Source organism: Paractinoplanes maris, from assembly GCF_023544465.1.
GTDB lineage: Bacteria > Actinomycetota > Actinomycetes > Mycobacteriales > Micromonosporaceae > Actinoplanes > Actinoplanes maris.
Window position 1 is genome coordinate 216,485 of sequence record NZ_JALPVL010000010.1, and the last position, 16,217, is coordinate 232,701.

Below are 16,217 nucleotides of genomic sequence, written 5' to 3' on the forward strand. Positions count from 1 at the left end.
GACAGTGAACTTTCAGTGACTTCTCAACCGGCGGGCGCAGTGTTGGCCGACGTGAGATCACCACGCCGCCGCCCGCGCTGGGCGCTCTGGATCGCCGGGCTCGGCACCGTGCTGGCCGTCGTCGCGGGCGGCGCGTTCGTCGTCGAGCAGCGGGCCGTACGAGCCATCCCGCAGACCGACCTGCTCGGTGCCGCCGCCCCGGCCACGCACGCCGGCGTCTCCGGACCCAAGAACATCCTGCTCGTCGGCATCGACCGTCGCGCCTCGGCCGCGCCCGGGGAGCCGACCCGCTCCGACTCGATCATCCTGCTGCACGTGACGGCCGACCATCAGCACGCGTACCTGGTCTCCCTGCCGCGCGACAGCTATGTGTCCATCCCGGCCTACGGCACCTACCGGGGCGGGAAAAACAAGATCAACGCCGCTTTCGCGTACGGGAGCCGGGGGCACACCGGTCAGGCGGCGCTCGAGCACGGCTTCGAACTGCTGTCGCTGACCGTCGAGAAGCTGACCGGCATCACGCCCGACGCCGGTGCGGTCATCGACTTCCAGGGTTTCCAGCAGGTCGTCCAGAAGCTGGGCCGGGTCTGCATGTACGTCGACGAGGACACCACCTCGATCCACGTAGGGCACACCGCCGACGGCAGGCCCGCGGTGCCGTACGCCCTCAACTCCGACGGCACGGTGAACCACAAGATCAAGGGTGTGACGGCGAACTTCTACGCCCGGGGCAACCACTGCCTCACGCCGGCCCAGGCACTCGACTTCGTGCGGCAGCGCGATCTGCTGGCCGACCACGACGCCGACTACGGGCGGCAGCGGCACCAGCAACAATTCCTCAAGGCGGTGCTGTCGCAGGTCGTGGCCTCACCGGCGAAGCTGCCCACCCTGCTCCCGGCGATCGGCCAGGCGGTCACGGTGGACAACGGTGGCATCTCGCTGGAGGACTGGGCCTTCGCGATGCGCAAATTTAAGCCGGAACAGGTCGTCACCCTGAAGACCAACGGCGGGCAGTTCGACAGCGAGTCGGTTCCAAGGGCGGGCAGCGTCCAGATCCTCAGCCCCGACAGCCTGCGGCTCCTGCAAGCGGTCCGGACCGACCGGGTCGGAGCGTTCGCGGCGGCCCATCCGAGCTGGGTCGCCACCTGACCGGGTGGTTTCGCCGCACCAGGCTCACCCGTGTGAGGTAACGCGGCGGAAGCGCTTCGAAGCGTACGGTGAACGGCACGTTGCTTCGGCGTTACAGAGGGGAAGTGCCCGTGGCGGGGGTGCTCGATCGCCTCGAACTCGGCGACCACGTGTGCTGGACCGTCGACGACGACGAGGTCCGGCGGGACGCGATCGTCTCGGTGCTGGCGGACGGCGTGAGCGAGCACCACAAGCTCATCTACGCCGGTGACGAGCCGGCAGCGGTGCTGGCCGGGCTGGGCCGCCGCGGGGTGGCCACGCGGGCCCTGCTCGAATCGGGGCAGCTGTGGGCCGGGACGCCCGAGGGCAGCTACCTGGCCGGGGGTGGCTTCGACCCCGAGGGCATACTCGCGCACTGGCACGTCGGGAAGGCCCGGGCGCGCGCCGAGGGGTATCGCGGGATGCGCGTGGTCGGCGACATGAACTGGGCCCGGCGCCAGGTGCCCGGGGCCGACCGTCTCGAGTGGTACGAAGCCAAGGTCAACACGGTCTTCACGGACGGCTATGTGATGGGCGTGTGCGCCTACGACCGGCGAGCCTTCGACCCGATGTGCCTGCGACGCCTGGCCCTCGCCCATCCCGCGGCGGCGGGCCCGGTGCTGCCCTTCGACCCCGACACGTCGCTGCGCATTCGCAGGACCGAGGAGCCGTACGGGTTGTGGCTCTCCGGGGAGGCCGACATGTCCAACCGGCACGCGCTGGCCGCGATGGTCGACGAGGCGCTCCTCTCCGGCGACGAGCAGCCGGTGGTGACGATCGACGTGACCGCGCTCCGCTTCGCCGACACCGCGGCCGCCCGGGTGCTGCTCGACGCGGCCCGGCGCGGGCGCATGCACATCGTGGGTTGCTCGCCCGTCCTGATCCGCCTCCTGCACTTCCACGGCGCCGCGTCGATCCGGGGGCTGGTGGTGGCGGCCGGTTACCCCACCTGAAAGCCGTTCCTCATGCCGTTGGCCGGCTTGCGCTGAGGTGGGTTCGCCGGCTCTCGGCGGTGTCGGTGGCTGGCTTTGGGGGACGTTGGTTCGCAGGTTTGCGCTGAGGTCGGTTCGCCGGCTCTGGCGGTGTCGGTTGGCCGCTTCGGGCACGTTCGTTCGCAGGCTTGTGCTGAGGCGAGCTCGCCGGCTTTCGGGGTTTCCGTTGGCTGGCTCTCGTGGCCGTTTGTTCGCTGGCTTGTGCTTCGCCGGCTTTCGGCGGTGTCCGTTGGCCGGCTCTCGGGGACGTTCGTTCGCAGGTTTGCGCTGAGGTCGGTTCGCCGGCTTTCGGCGGTGTCCGTTCGCCTGCTGTCGTGGACGTTCGTTCGCAGGCTTGTGCTGACCTCCGTTCGCTAGCTCGCGCTGCTTTCCCGTTGCAGGCTGTCGCGGACGTCCATCAAGGCGAAGCCGAGCAGATTGGTGCCGCGCCAGCGGCGGGGGTCGGCGGCGGCCGGGTCGTCGCGGCCGAGACCGATGCCCCAGACACGGTCGAGCGGGCTGGCCTCGACCAGCACCCGGCTGCCGGTGCTCACCAGGTAGTCGCGAAGCTCCTCATGCTGCTCGAACTTGGCCCGATTGCCGGTCACGACGATCTCGAAACGGTGCTCGTCCCAGACGTACTGCTCGAAGCCGGACACCCGGCCGCCCAGCGTCTTGGCCACCTTGGGGTGCGGCGCGGCGAGGATCCGCCGGGCCATGGCGTCGTCGCCGAAAAGCACCGCCTTGCACCACATCATGTAATGCTCGGCGCTGGCGAAGTCGTGCCCCTCCACGGAGAAGCGCGCCGGCCACCACTGGCTGAGACAACCCGCGCCGACGCTGCCGTCCCGTTCCGGCTGATGACCCCAGAAGAACAAAAACTCGACGCGGCCCTCCCCGGCCACGAACGATGCGAGCTCGTCGACGCTGCGGACCATGACAGACATGCCCGCGAGTCTGCCTCACATCGGCCCGCTTCGCAGACCCCATTTTTGTCGTACCCCCGGTCTACGTTCGTCCCATGAACACAGACCTCAAGACCACTTCCCGACCGGTCACTCAACCCTCCAGCCCGGCCCTGCCGCCGGCCGCACTCCGCGCGCGCCGGGCCCGCCGGGCCAGACTCCGAGCCTCAGCCACCGCCGCGATTCGCCGGGCGGCACAGTGAGGCCGGGTTGACCCTCGAGTTGGTCGAGGAACCATCATCGCTGTCGGAGCGAGGCTCGCCGCCAAGGTGATTGTCGCTCTGGAACGTGACTGTCGCCGCCAAGGTGACTGTCGCTCTGGAACGTGACTGTCGCCGCCAACGTGACTGTCGTTCTCGCGCGTGACTGTCGCCGCCGAGATGACTGTCGCTCTTGAGCGCGAGTGTCGCCGCCGAGGGCGAGTGTCGCCGCCGAGGGCGAGGCTCGCCGCCGAGGACGACTGCCGCTCTTGACCGTGGCTGTCCGCTCTCGTGGCGGCTCCCGCCGTCGTGGGCGACCGTCGCTTCGGCCATGGACCAACTTCCCGGGAGGGCACTGTGCCGCACACCGACAGCGACGAGATGATGGCGGCGATCGGCGCCGCGATCGAGCGGGGCCGCGCGGGCGACCGAGCCGGCGCCCGCGCCGAGCTGGAAGACTTGTGGAGCAAGACCGATGACGCCCTGCACCGGGTCACGATCGCCCATTTCGTGGCTGACCTGGAGGAGACGGTGGCCGACGAACTGATGTGGGACGAGCGAGCGCTGGTCGTCGCCACCGACCTCACCGACGAGCGCGCCCAGCAATACAACAAGACCTTCCAGGTACGCGCGTTCCTACCCTCCCTGCACCTCAACCTGGCCGACGCCCACCGCCGCCTCGGCCACAGCGCCGAAGCCCACCATCACGTCGCCGCCGCCGAAACCGAACTGGACGCCCTCCCCGACGACGACTACGGCCGCCTGATCCACACCGGCCTGCACAAGATCAAGCAGGCCCTAGCCGCCAACTCAACCGCCCCGCTCACTCCCTGACTGCCCGCGCCGCTCCCTCCTGACCGCCCGCCCGATTACTCCCTGACAGCCCGACGCGCCTCGCTCTATGACTGGCTGCCCGCTGGCTCCATGACTGGCTGCCGCCTGCCGCCTGCCGACCCGCCGCCTGCTGCCCGCTGGCTCCATGACTGCTTGCCGCCTGCTGCCGCCTGCCGCCTGCTGCCGCCTGCCGCCTGTTGCCGCCTGCCGCCTGTTGCCGCCTGCCGCCTGTTGCCGCCTGCCGCCTGTTGCCGCCTGCCGCCTGCCGCCTGCCGCCTGCCGCCTGCCGCCTGCCGCCTGCCGCCTGCCGCCTGCCGCCGGGCTGCCGCCTGCCGCCTGCCGCCTGCCGCCTGCCGCCGGGCTGCCGCCCGCCGCCCGCCGCCTGCCTGCCCGCTGCCCGCTGCCTGCCTGCAGCCCGCTGCCTGCCTGCCGTCCGGCTGCTGCCCGCTGCGGGCCTGCCGTCCGGCTGCTGCCCGCTGCCTGCCTACCTCACCGCCCAAGTTCGCTGGCTGCGCGACTGTTCGCCCCGCGTCGGGGATCTCCGGTGGCCGAACCGCTGCGGCTTCCGGCCCACCGTCGCTTGCCTGGTCCACCTGGCCCTCGCACGCGGTGCTACGTCAGGCGGATCAGGCCGGCGTCGGTGGGCTGGAAGCCGCAGCGGTCCAGATAGAAGTGGGCCAGATGGGGCTCGAAGTCGACGTGCAGCCACTCGCAGCCGGCGGTGTGGGCCTCGGCGGTGGCCGCGGCGACCAGGGCTGTGCCCAGTCCCTCGTGTTGGCCGGCGGGGTCGACGGCGGTGTCGAGCAGGAAGGCGTGCGAGCCGCCGTCCCAGCACACTTGCACGAAGCCGGTGAGTCGCCCGGCTTCGAAGGCGCCGATCCAGGTGAGCGCGTGCCGTTCGAGACGCCGGGCCCACGGCGTCACCACTGAGGGGTCGCCACCGAAGGCGCGTGCGTGCAGGGCGCTCAGCTGCCGGTCGTCCACGGGGAATCGCGCGATCAGTGTGGCGGTCATCGGGGACAAGCTATCGACGGCGCGACCGGTCCGCCTCTCCGTTTTTTGATGATTCTGCTCCGATTACAACGATGCCGGTGGATCCAGCCTGGTCACCATGCATCGACACCCGTGCGGGCCGTCGAGACCGTGCTGTTATCGATAACAAAGTTACGGCCAAATGACGGCAACGTTGCTCGGAACGGTTGACACCCGCGAGTGTGACCGTTCACACTCGCTTCCACCCCGCTCCGACGGACCCGATGAAGGAGAACCGCATGAAGTTGTCCAGGATGGGTGCGGTGGTCTCGGCCGCCGTGCTCGCGACCTCCCTGGCCGCATGTGGCTCAAGTGAGAAGACAGTCGACAAGAAAGCCGGCGCCGGCGACAGCGCGGGCGCTCTGATCGGTGTCACCATGCCGACCCGCTCCTCGGAGCGCTGGATCAGCGACGGCGACAACTTGAAGAAGCAGCTGGAGGCGCTCGGCTACCAGGTCGACCTCCAATACGCCGAGGACAAGATCCCGACCCAGACCCAGCAGCTCGACAACCAGATCACCAAGGGCGCCAAGCTGCTGATCATCGCGTCGATCGACGGCACGACGCTCACCAGCCAGCTCGAGAACGCGAAGGCCAACAAGATCCCGGTCATCGCCTACGACCGGCTGATCCGCAAGAGTCCCAACGTCGACTTCTACGCGACGTTCGACAACTTCAAGGTCGGCGTGCAGCAGGCGACCTCGCTGCTGACCGGTCTGAAGGTGCTCAAGGCGGACGGCTCGGCCGGTGACGCCAAGGGCCCGTTCAACATCGAGCTGTTCGCCGGCTCGCCCGACGACAACAACGCCACGTTCTTCTTCAACGGCGCCATGAGCGTGCTCAAGCCGAAGATCGACGACGGCACCCTGGTCGTCAAAAGCAAGCAGACCGACTTCAAGACCGTCGCGATCCTGCGCTGGAAGGCCCAGGTCGCTCAGGACCGCATGGAGAACCTGCTGACCTCCACGTACCGCAGCGGTGCGAAGGTCGACGGCGTGCTCTCGCCCTACGACGGTCTCTCGATCGGCATCCTTTCGGCCCTCAAGAGCAACGGGTACGGGACGTCGGCCAAGCCCTACCCGATCGTCACCGGTCAGGACGCCGAGCAGGCGTCGGTCAAGTCGATCCTGCTCGACGAGCAGTACTCGACGATCTACAAGGACACCCGCGAGCTCGCCAAGACCACCGTCGAGATGGCCGACGCCGTGCTCAAGGGTCAGACGCCCAAGACGAACAACACCACCGACTACGACAACGGCGTGAAGGTCGTGCCGTCGATGCTTCTCGACTCGGTGATCGTCGACAAGTCCAACTACAAGAAGGAACTCGTCGACAGCGGCTACTACACCGAGGCTCAGCTGAAGTAATGAGTGACGTCATCCTCCGCATGCGGAGCATCACCAAGACGTTCCCGGGCGTTCGCGCGCTCGACGACGTCAACCTGGAGGTGCTCCGCGGCGAGATCCACGCGATCTGCGGGGAGAACGGCGCCGGTAAGAGCACCCTGATGAAGGTGCTCTCCGGCGTCCACCCGCACGGCACGTACCAGGGCGAGATCACGTTCGACGGTCAGGAATGCCGCTTCGGTGGCATCCGCGACAGCGAGCACCGCGGCATCGTGATCATCCATCAGGAGCTGGCGCTGGCGTCGAACTTGTCGATCGCCGAGAACATCTTCCTCGGCAACGAGCAGGCCAAGCGCGGCCTGATCGACTGGAACCGTACGAACGCGGCCGCGGCCGAGCTGATGAGCCGGGTCGGCCTGCGCGAGAACCCGGTGACCCAGGTGCTCGATCTCGGCGTCGGCAAGCAGCAGCTGGTCGAGATCGCCAAGGCACTGTCCAAACAGGTACGGCTGCTGATCCTCGACGAGCCCACCGCGGCTCTCAACGACGAGGACTCGGCCCACCTGCTCGACCTGCTGCGCGGCCTGCGGGACGAGGGCATCACCTGCGTGATCATCTCGCACAAGCTCAACGAGGTGCTCGCGATCGCCGACCGCGTGACGATCCTGCGCGACGGCCGGACGATCACGACGCTGGACGCCGAGGGCCTCACCGAGGACAAGATCATCAGTGGGATGGTCGGCCGCGACCTCGACCACCGCTTCCCGCCGCGCGAGCCGAGGATCGGCGACGAGGTCTTCCGGGTCGAGAACTGGACGGTGCACAGCCCGACCCAGCACGGCCGGCTGCTCGTCTCGGACGCGAGTTTCTCCCTGCGGCGCGGCGAGATCGTCGGCCTGGCCGGGCTGATGGGCGCCGGGCGTACGGAATTGGCGATGAGCGTCTTCGGCCGGGCCTACGGCACCGGGATCAGCGGGCGGATCATCAAGGACGGGCGCGAGATCAAGCTGCGCTCCGTCGGCGAGGCGATCAAGCATGGCATCGCGTACGCCACCGAGGACCGCAAGCGGTATGGGCTCAACCTCATCGAGGACATCAAGCGCAACGTGTCGGCGGCCGGGCTCCGCAAGCTGGCGCGCCGGGGCTGGGTCGACGACAACGAGGAATACCAGGTCGCCGAGTCGTACCGGCAGAGCATGAACATCAAGGCGCCCAGCGTCGCCAGCATCACCGGCAAGCTCTCCGGCGGCAACCAGCAGAAGGTTGTCCTGTCGAAATGGATCTTCACCGACCCCGACGTGCTGATCCTCGACGAGCCGACCCGGGGCATCGACGTCGGTGCCAAGTACGAGATCTACACGATCATCAACCGGCTCGCCGAGGCCGGGAAGGCGATCCTGCTGATCTCCAGCGAGCTGCCCGAGCTGCTCGGGTTGTGCGACCGCATCTACACCCTCTCGGCCGGGCGGATCACCGGTGAGGTGCCGCGCGCCGAGGCCACCCAGGAAGGGCTCATGACCCTCATGACCGCCGGACAGGAGGCCCGCTCGTGAGCGTTGCCACGACGAAGCAGCCGGCCGCAGCCTTCAAACGTGCGCCGGGTGGCCCCCGCCGGTTCCGCATCAATCTGCGGCAGAGCGGTATCTACATCGCGTTCGCGGCCATCGTGCTGCTGTTCACGATCCTCACCGGCGGCGACATGCTCGCCCCGCAGAACATCAGCAACGTCATCGTCCAGAACTCGTACATCCTGATCCTGGCCATCGGCATGATCCTGGTCATCATCGCCGGGCACATCGACCTGTCGGTCGGCTCGATCGTCGCCGCCACCGGCGCGGTCGCCGCCGTGCTGATGGTCAACCACGATGTGCCGTGGCCGCTGGCGCTCCTGATCACCCTGGTGGTCGGTGGGCTGATCGGCGCCTGGCAGGGCTACTGGGTGGCGTATTTCGGCATCCCGGCGTTCATCGTCACGCTCGCCGGCATGCTGCTGTTCCGGGCGGTCACCTACAACATCCTCGGCAACCGGGGCATCGGCCCGTTCCCCGACGAGGTGCGGACCCTGGCCAACGGCTTCACCGAGGGGTATCTGGGCAACATCGGGCTCGGCGCGCTCGGCGGAGCCGACCTGTTCACCGTGCTGATCGGAGTCGTGGCGGTCGGCGGCATCGTGGTCTCGCAGTGGCGCTCACGGGCCGGCCGGGCGCGCTTCGGTCAGGTCGTCGAGCCGTTCCCGCTCTTCGTGGCCAAGATCGTGGCGGCGTCGGTCGTCGTCATGTTCGTGATCGTGCAGCTCGCCCGGTTCCGCAACCTGCCGTGGGTGCTCGTGCTGCTGGCCGCGCTGGTGCTGGGCTACTCGCTGCTGACCAACCGGGCGGTCTTCGGCCGGCAGATCTACGCCGTCGGTGGCAACCTGCAGGCGGCGACGCTCTCCGGCGTCAAGACGAAAGCCGTCGTCTTCTGGATCTTCGTGAACATGGGCGTGCTGGCCGCGCTGGCCGGCATCATCTTCGCGGGCCGGCTCAACCAGGCCAACCCCACCGGCGGCGACCAGCTGGAGCTCGACGCGATCGCCGCCGCCTTCATCGGCGGCGCCGCCGTCCAGGGCGGCGTGGGCAAGGTGGTCGGCGCGATCACCGGCGGCTTGATCATGGGCGTCATCAACAACGGCATGAGCCTGATCGGCGCCCCCAGCGAACAGGTCATGCTCGTGAAGGGCGCGGTCCTGCTGGCCGCGGTCGCCTTCGACGTGTGGACCAAGCGCCGGGCCGGAGCCAGCCGCTGACAGCGGTGCCCGTGGGCGGTGAGCCCACGGGCACCCCGGGCTCACCGGAAGAAGTCGGTGAGGGCCTGGGCGACCGCCTTCGGGTTCTCCTCGGCCATGTGATGGCCCGACTCGATCGGCACGCCACGGATGTCGGTGGCCCAGCCGCGCCAGATCGCCAGGGGATCGCCGTACAGGTCCTCCGTGTCGTCGCGGGTGGACCACAGGAACAGTGCGGGGCAGGTGATCCGGCGCCCCTCGGCCCGGTCGGCCAGCTCGTGCTCGTGGTCGACGGTCAGCCCGGCCCGGTAGTCCTCGAGCATGGCGCGCACGGTGTCAGGGTCGCGCGTCGCGGCCCGGAACTCGTCGTGGTTCTCCGCGCCCATGCGTTCGGGCGTGCCGGAGTACCAGGCGTCCGGATCGGCCAGGATCGCGCGCTCCGGCTTGTCCGGCTGGGCGAAGAAGAACCAGTGCCACCAGGCCGCGGCGAATCGCGCGTCGCACCGGGCCAGCGCCTCGCTGATCGGCACCCCGTCCATCAGGACCGCTTTCCGTACGGCCGACGGGTGGTCGAGGGTGAGCCGGAGCGCCACGTAGCAGCCGCGATCGTGCCCGGCGACGGCGAACCGCTCATGGCCGAGCGCCTTCATCAGGCGGACGAGATCTCCAGCCACTGCCCGTTTGGACTGCTGAGAATGGTCGTCCTCGAGCGAAGCGCAGCCCGATCGGCCGTAGCCGCGCATGTCCGGGCAGACAACGCTCAGTCCCGCCTCGACCAGGCGCGGCGCGACCCGGTGCCAGGTCGATCCCGTACGGGGGTGGCCGTGAATCAGAAGCACGGGCGGCCCGTCGCCACCGTGCCGGACCCGCAGTTCGACCTCGCCGACGTCCACCCGCTCATCCACAAAGCCTTCGAACATGGCTCTGCCGATACCCCAATTCGGTTGCGCGGATCCCACCGATGGCCCGTAATCGTCGGATGATCGGTGACGATGTGACGCGTGCGTGCGATCTCGCCCGCGAGACCCTGACGGCGGCGCTGGACCTGGATTGGCAGAGGCCGGCCGGCGGTCTGGAGTGGACGTGCTGGGAGACGGTCGAGCACCTGGCCGACTGCCTCTTCACGTATGCCGCCCAGCTCGCCCCGGCCAAGCCCTCCATCACCACCCATGTCCCGGTCGGCTGGGAGTACCGCCGCGACGGTGGCCCAGGACTGTCGATCTTCGCCGACCCGGCCGAGGGGCAGGCCGGCCTGGTGCAGGTCTTCGAGGTGGGCGGCACGATGCTCACCGTCATGGTCGACGCTGTGCCCCCGGACCGCCTGTCGTTCCACAACTACGGCACGTCGGACGCTTCGGGCTTCGCGGCGATGGCCGTGGTCGAGGTGTTCGTCCACATGCACGATGTGTGCACCGGACTCGGCCGGCCGTGGTCACCGCCGGCCGACCTGTGCACGGCGGCGCTGGCTCGGATCTTTCCCGACGTGCCGGCGGCGGCCGACCCGTGGGCGACGCTGTTGTGGGCCACCGGCCGCGTGGCACTTCCCGGCCGTCCGGTCCGGACAAGCTGGAGATGGGACGGCCGGCCACAACCGCAGTCCTGAGACCGGGGGCTGGGATACGAGCTTCAGCGTGTCGTGCTGTGGCGCAGGTGGGTCAGTGAGCGGGTCAGCCACTCGGCCATGAGGGCGCGTTCGGCGTCGGTCAGGGCGGGGAGGTCGGCCAGCACGGTGCTGAAGGTGACCGCGACGGCCGTGGGCCCGGGGTCGGTGGTGGCGGGGGCGGTGGCCAGGATGCCGGCCGTCACGGCGTCGAACAGGGCGTCGGAGAGACCGGGATCGCGGTCGGCGGGGGTCGTGCCGAGCAGGGCCAGCACGGTTCCGGAGCCGGCCGCGTGGATCATGGCGACGGCGCGGGCCTCGTCGACGCGCAGGAGCCCGGCGGCGGCCACCCGGCGTACGCGGGCCCGCAGCACTTCGATGCCCGCCTCGGTGGCGGGGGAGTGCCCGGCACGGTCCGGGTTGTTGAGCAGCGCGTACAGGCCGGGGTTGGCCAGGCCGAAATCGATGTGGGCCTGCCAGGCGGCGCGCAGGTCGGCGATCGGGTCGCCGTTCTCGGTGGCGGCGGTCTCCGACTTGGCGGCGACGTAGGTGGCCATCACGTGCTCGGCGACCGCGTCGATCAGGCCGTCCTTGTCGCCGAACTGGCGGTAGATCGTCGGCGCCTGAACGCCGGCCGCCTGGGAGACGGCGCGCGTCGTCACCCCGCGTACGCCCTGCTCCCGGAGAAGACGGGTGGCCGCCTCGACGATCCTCGCGCGAATGCCGCTGTCGGCGGCGGTCTCCGTATCCGTCATGTAGCGATGCTAACAGCCTCTTGTTAGCCACCGGTGTATCGGTGCTAACGTCTAGCCCATACCCATGGAAACGAAGGAGTTGTCATGATCGTCATCACCGGTGCCACCGGACAGCTGGGTTCCCGCATCGTCGACCGCCTGCTCGAGCGTGTGCCGGCCGCCGAGGTCGGTGTCAGCGTCCGCGACGCCACCAAGGCAGGCCGGCTCGCCGAGCGCGGTGTGCGGGTCCGCGAGGGAGATTTCACCGCACCCGACGGCCTCGCGCACGCCTTCGAGGGTGCCGACCGCGTCCTGGTCATCTCCGCGTCGATCCGGGGCGACGGGGCCGTGGCGGCCAACAAGGCGGCTATCGACGCCGCCCGCGACGCCGGCGCGCGGCGGATCCTCTACACGAGCCACCAGGCGTCGTCGCAGGACTCCCTGTTCGCCCCGCAGCTCACCCACGCCGAGACCGAGGACTACCTGGCCTCGCTCGAGGTGCCCTTCACCGCGTTGCGCAACGGCTTCTACGCCAGCACGCTCAACTACTACCTCGGCGCGGCCCTCGAGACCGGAGCGCTGGCCCTGCCGGCGGACGGCCCGTTCTCCTGGACGGCGCACGACGACCTGGCCGAGGCGGCCGCCATCGCCCTCGCCGAGGACGCACTCGACGGTGTCACCCCGCCGCTGACCGCCCCCGAGCTGCTCGACTTCGAGGCCGTCGCCGCCGTCCTCAGCGACGTGACCGGCCGCGACATCAAGCGTGTGGTGCTCGCCGACGACGAGTGGAAGGCCGCCGCCGTCGCCGGCGGCATGCCCGCCTTCGCCGCCGACTTCACGCTCGGCATGTTCCGCGCGGCACGCCGGGGCGAGTTCGCGGTGACCGACCCCACCCTCGAGAAGCTGCTCGGCCGTCCGGCCCGCACCGTCCGCGAGGAGCTCGCTGCGGGCCGGTGACACTCCTGGCAGCATGGCGGTCATGGGACGCGAATGGCTGGCTGATGCCGTGATGTACGAGATCTACCCGCAGTCGTTCGCCGACTCGAACGGTGACGGGGTGGGGGATCTGCGCGGCGTGATCGACAAGCTCGACCACATCGCCTCGCTCGGGGTGAACGTCATCTGGTTCAACCCGTGCTTCGCGTCGCCGTTCGTCGACGCCGGCTACGACGTGTCCGACTACCTGACGATCGCGCCGCGGTACGGCACCAACGACGACCTGGCCGAACTGGTGACCAAGGCCCGCGAGCACGGCATCCGCATCGTGCTCGACCTGGTCGCGGGGCACACGTCGATCGAGCATCCCTGGTTCCGGAAGGAGCTGAACGCGGACGGCCCCGACCCGGAGGGCGACCGCTACATCTGGACCGAGGAACTGCCCGACCGTACGTGGACCCGCGACCAGCCCGGCCGGCCGGCTTGGGTCCGGTCGCCCGGGCCGCGCCGCGGCTATTACCTCAAGAACTTCTACGACGAGCAGCCCGCGCTGAACTTCGGCTGGGTCGAGCGCCCCGCGGCCGCGCCCGAGGAGCTGCCCCTGCAGGACGAGTCCGACCAGCCGGCGGACGTCCGGGTCGAGCGCCCGCGGGACGACTCGTGGCGCGACGCGACCGACGCGCCCGGCCCGCTGCGCAACCGGCAGGCGCTGCGCGACATCATCGCCCACTGGCTCGACCTGGGCGTGGCCGGTTTCCGGGTCGACATGGCTTTTTCCCTGGTCAAGGACGAGGAGCTGACCCGGGGATACGCGGAGACCGTGGCGCTCTGGCGGGAGCTGCGCGAGTGGCTCGACAAGGCCTATCCCGACGCGGTGCTGATCCCCGAGGGGGCCGAGCCGCGCACCGGCGGGCCGCTCGCCTTCGACGCCGACTTCTTCCTGGTCATCCATGACGCGCACGCCAGTCTCTTCAACAACCAGTACGCCGGCCGGCTGCCGTTCCAGGCCCCGCGCGAGCCGTTCTTCGACGCCGAGGGCCGGGGCAGCACCCGGCCGTTCCTCGACGCCTGGGCCACCGCGCGCGACAACCACCCCGATCGCTCGATCATCCTGGCCACCGCGGACCACGACTTCGACCGCCTGCGCTGCGGCCCGCGCACGCCCGAGCAGCTCGGCGCCGCGTTGATGTTCCTGTTCACCTGGGGCAGCGTCCCCTGCCTGTACTACGGCGACGAGATCGGCATGCGATACCTCCCCGGGCTGCCCGACGTCGAGGGCTCGATCTGCGATCCGGGCTACAACCGGGCGGGCTGCCGCACCCCCATGCAGTGGGACGACACCGCCAACGCCGGCTTCTCCACCGCCGGGCCCACCCAGCTCTACCTCCCCATCGACCCCGACCCGGACCGCCCCACGGTCGCCGCCCAGCAGAACGACCCGTCGTCGACCCTGAACCTCGTCCGTGAGCTGATCGCGCTGCGCACAGCCACCCCGGCCCTGGGCACCCGGGCGTCGACCGTCGTCGTCTCGGAGGGATACCCCTTCGCGTACGTCCGGGGCGGCACCCACCTCGTCGTGCTGAACCCGCGCCGTGAGCCGGCCACCCTGCCCTTCGACGGCGCCACCGCGATCCGGGCCTCCGGCGTGGACATCACCCCGGGCGAGCTCCGGCTGGCCGGTTTCGGCTACGGCGTCTTCGCCATGCCGGCATAGGCGCGCATGGCGTCGGCGTCCAGCGGAAGCCCGTAACCGCCGATCAGCCACCGGAAGGTGCCGTAGGCGCGCTCCAGGAACAACCACGTCGACGGGGACGCGGCAAGCACCCGGACCACGCGTTTCTGGCGCTCGGTGAGGTCGTCGAACGGCGTCCCGGCGGCGATCGGCCCGTGCGGGAAGACGCGTCGCAACGCCTCCTCGACCACGGGCTGCGCCTGCACCCCGGACACCGCCGGGATGCGGGTCAGCAGCACGTCGAGCGCCTCATCGTCGTCATCACCCAGCACGAGCCGCAACGACCGGGCGGCGTAGCCGGCCAGATCGCCGTCGAAGTAGGGCACCTCGGTCCGCTCGGCGCCCCCGGCCCAGCGCAGCAACTCGTCGACGACCGCCCGCGAGGCCTGCCGCCCGTGGACCCGGGCCAGCGCGATGGCCACCGCGCCGCGGACGACCCCGCGCGGATCACCCTCGGCGCCGGACGGGGCGATCCCGCGCAGCCCGAGCGAGATGATCGCGGTCGCGGCGACGGACGCGTCCTCGTCGGCCAGCGGCAGCGGGGCCTCGGCGGCGAACCAGCCCAGCGCGTAGGTGGCCGCCTCGCGCACCGCCGGGTCACCGTCGGACAGCAGCGAGGCGAACAGCGGCACGCCCTCGCCGACCGCCTCGTAGACCTGCAGCTCGATGCGCGCCTGCACCCGATCCTGATCGCTCTCGGTCAGGGCACCGAACCGCTCGGCGCCGCCGTCGGCCGGCAGCGCCTCCCCACCGGCGGCCGCCGACCGCAGCTCGTCGAGCGGGAAACCGTCGGGCAGGTAGGCCTCGTCGTAGCCGATCGCCAGCGCGACCAGCAACTCGATCAGCGAGGCCCGGGCCGGTGTGCCCGCCGCGGCCACCATCTCGAGCAGGAACGGCACCGCGGGCGCACTGGCCTCGAAACGCGTGCCCTGATGAAAGATGGTGCCGTAGAGATTCCACAAAGCTTTCTTGCGCACATCGGCGTCGTCGGACAGCAGCGCCCGCAGATCAGCGGGCACATCGTCAGCCGGGCCATAGGCATGGTGAAGGTCGGACCAGGGCACGTCATCCAGCTTCTCGAGCACGGCGAGACCCTACTGCGGGCGTACGACATTTTCGGCCTCACCGCGGCGCGAGGAGTCGCAGCCGGATCTTGTCGTCGTAGGGCACGACGAACGTGCTCGACTCGTCCGTCCACTGCGCCGGCACCAGGAAGAGCCGGTCATCGGACTGCAGGAGCAGGCGGAGGCCGCGGTATTCGTGACGGGGCTCGACACCCTGGCCGAGGTCGGCGTGAGTCACCCCGGCCGGCGTGCTGGGCAGCGCTTCCTCGGTGAAGAGCACCACCTCGGGCCGCCGGCTCAGGACCTGTGACTCGGCTTCGGCACGCCCGGTGCCGTACGCTCCGGCGAAGCTGTTGGCGGCCCACAACAGACCGACCAGCAGTACGCCGAACGCGCCCACGACCAGGCCGCGCTCCATCCGTGCGGCGAATTCCCCGCGATACCACGAGTCCTCTCCGGCCTCTCGAGCATGACCCGTCGAGCGGTCCAGGCCGCGTACACGATCAGCGGAGCACCCACCGCGAGGGAGAGCGGCGTCGCGCCCGGTGTCTCGCCGGCGGCGACCGCCGGACGGAGCATGCCGATCAGGGCCCGGCCCACCAGGAGCAAGCCCACGGTGGCGGCGGGTTCGGAGCGTCCGTGATGGCCGGGGTGGTGTCCCGGCGCTCGGGTGTGTCCGTTGTCGCGTCAGGCGAGACCGTGGTGCTCGGCCCGGCCCACACGCCGACCTCGGGCTGGCTGCTCAGCGCCAGCCGGACCAGACAGGTGCCGCCGAGGACGGCGATGACCGCCACGACAAGGCCGGTCAGGATCCACGGCTTCGGGTACGTCGCGAAAGGGTCGCATCGCCACCTCCGAGGACTACGCAGCGC

Annotated in this window: 16 protein-coding genes; 9 read left to right on the forward strand and 7 right to left on the reverse strand. The window is 70.0% G+C overall.

Annotated features, from left to right (window positions below):
• Nucleotides 1-51: 51 nt before the first annotated feature.
• Both NAG42_RS28505 and NAG42_RS28510 read left to right on the forward strand, forming a co-directional pair.
• A complete protein-coding gene (locus NAG42_RS28505) occupies nt 52-1,149 on the forward strand; it encodes an LCP family protein (protein ID WP_250034880.1) in 1,098 nt (365 codons plus the stop codon).
• Nucleotides 1,150-1,259: 110 nt separating this feature from the next.
• The gene (locus tag NAG42_RS28510) at nt 1,260-2,120 is read left to right on the forward strand and encodes an MEDS domain-containing protein (protein ID WP_250034882.1); all 861 of its coding nucleotides are present in this window, start codon (nt 1,260-1,262) and stop codon (nt 2,118-2,120) included.
• Nucleotides 2,121-2,512: 392 nt separating this feature from the next.
• Here the strand turns inward: NAG42_RS28510 and ybiA are convergent, their stop codons facing one another.
• Nucleotides 2,513-3,085, reverse strand: coding sequence for a riboflavin biosynthesis intermediates N-glycosidase (gene ybiA, locus NAG42_RS28515; RefSeq protein WP_438872454.1), 573 nt, complete (start codon nt 3,083-3,085; stop codon nt 2,513-2,515).
• A 599-nt stretch (nt 3,086-3,684) separates the two neighbouring features.
• On the opposite strand from ybiA, the gene NAG42_RS28520 reads away from it, so the two are divergent.
• Nucleotides 3,685-4,137 carry a hypothetical protein gene (locus NAG42_RS28520; RefSeq protein WP_250035101.1) on the forward strand — a complete coding sequence of 151 codons (453 nt, stop codon included), beginning with the start codon at nt 3,685-3,687 and terminating at the stop codon, nt 4,135-4,137.
• Nucleotides 4,138-4,749: 612 nt separating this feature from the next.
• Here the strand turns inward: NAG42_RS28520 and NAG42_RS28525 are convergent.
• A complete protein-coding gene (locus NAG42_RS28525) occupies nt 4,750-5,151 on the reverse strand; it encodes a GNAT family N-acetyltransferase (protein WP_250034884.1) in 402 nt (133 codons plus the stop codon).
• Nucleotides 5,152-5,408: 257 nt separating this feature from the next.
• Here NAG42_RS28525 and chvE point away from each other — a divergent pair, with 257 nt between their 5' ends.
• Genes chvE through mmsB form a run of 3 tightly spaced genes read left to right on the forward strand, consistent with a single transcriptional unit; the run spans nt 5,409 to nt 9,300 of the window.
• Complete coding sequence (gene chvE, locus NAG42_RS28530; RefSeq protein ID WP_250034885.1) at nt 5,409-6,536, forward strand: multiple monosaccharide ABC transporter substrate-binding protein; 1,128 nt, start codon at nt 5,409-5,411, stop codon at nt 6,534-6,536.
• Nucleotides 6,536-8,068, forward strand: coding sequence for a multiple monosaccharide ABC transporter ATP-binding protein (gene mmsA, locus NAG42_RS28535; RefSeq protein WP_250034886.1), 1,533 nt, complete (start codon nt 6,536-6,538; stop codon nt 8,066-8,068). The genes chvE and mmsA overlap by 1 nt, the downstream gene beginning before the upstream one ends.
• On the forward strand, nt 8,065-9,300 hold the full coding sequence (mmsB, locus tag NAG42_RS28540; RefSeq protein WP_250034887.1) for a multiple monosaccharide ABC transporter permease: 1,236 nt from the start codon (nt 8,065-8,067) through the stop codon (nt 9,298-9,300). The genes mmsA and mmsB overlap by 4 nt, the downstream gene beginning before the upstream one ends.
• 41 nt (nt 9,301-9,341) lie before the next feature.
• Here the strand turns inward: mmsB and NAG42_RS28545 are convergent, their stop codons facing one another.
• Nucleotides 9,342-10,199: an alpha/beta fold hydrolase gene (locus NAG42_RS28545; RefSeq protein ID WP_250034888.1), complete on the reverse strand. Its 858-nt coding sequence runs from the start codon at nt 10,197-10,199 to the stop codon at nt 9,342-9,344.
• A 59-nt stretch (nt 10,200-10,258) separates the two neighbouring features.
• On the opposite strand from NAG42_RS28545, the gene NAG42_RS28550 reads away from it, so the two are divergent.
• Nucleotides 10,259-10,882 carry a maleylpyruvate isomerase N-terminal domain-containing protein gene (locus NAG42_RS28550; RefSeq protein WP_250034889.1) on the forward strand — a complete coding sequence of 208 codons (624 nt, stop codon included), beginning with the start codon at nt 10,259-10,261 and terminating at the stop codon, nt 10,880-10,882.
• Nucleotides 10,883-10,905: 23 nt separating this feature from the next.
• Here the strand turns inward: NAG42_RS28550 and NAG42_RS28555 are convergent, their stop codons facing one another.
• A complete protein-coding gene (locus NAG42_RS28555; protein ID WP_250034890.1) occupies nt 10,906-11,634 on the reverse strand; it encodes a TetR/AcrR family transcriptional regulator in 729 nt (242 codons plus the stop codon).
• 84 nt (nt 11,635-11,718) lie between these two features.
• Here NAG42_RS28555 and NAG42_RS28560 point away from each other — a divergent pair, with 84 nt between their 5' ends.
• Nucleotides 11,719-12,570 carry an NAD(P)H-binding protein gene (locus NAG42_RS28560; RefSeq protein ID WP_250034891.1) on the forward strand — a complete coding sequence of 284 codons (852 nt, stop codon included), beginning with the start codon at nt 11,719-11,721 and terminating at the stop codon, nt 12,568-12,570.
• Between the two features lie 22 nt (nt 12,571-12,592).
• Nucleotides 12,593-14,263: an alpha-amylase family glycosyl hydrolase gene (locus tag NAG42_RS28565; RefSeq protein WP_250034893.1), complete on the forward strand. Its 1,671-nt coding sequence runs from the start codon at nt 12,593-12,595 to the stop codon at nt 14,261-14,263.
• On the opposite strand, the gene NAG42_RS28570 is transcribed toward NAG42_RS28565, so the two are convergent.
• From NAG42_RS28570 to NAG42_RS28580, 3 genes are all read right to left on the reverse strand, one after another.
• Nucleotides 14,236-15,366, reverse strand: a complete 1,131-nt coding sequence (locus NAG42_RS28570) for a HEAT repeat domain-containing protein (protein ID WP_250034895.1) — start codon at nt 15,364-15,366, stop codon at nt 14,236-14,238. The two genes, NAG42_RS28565 and NAG42_RS28570, sit on opposite strands and share 28 nt — an antisense overlap.
• A gap of 37 nt (nt 15,367-15,403) precedes the next feature.
• Complete coding sequence (locus tag NAG42_RS28575) at nt 15,404-15,763, reverse strand: hypothetical protein (protein WP_250034896.1); 360 nt, start codon at nt 15,761-15,763, stop codon at nt 15,404-15,406.
• A 166-nt stretch (nt 15,764-15,929) separates the two neighbouring features.
• Complete coding sequence (locus tag NAG42_RS28580; RefSeq protein ID WP_250034898.1) at nt 15,930-16,139, reverse strand: hypothetical protein; 210 nt, start codon at nt 16,137-16,139, stop codon at nt 15,930-15,932.
• Nucleotides 16,140-16,217: the final 78 nt, after the last annotated feature.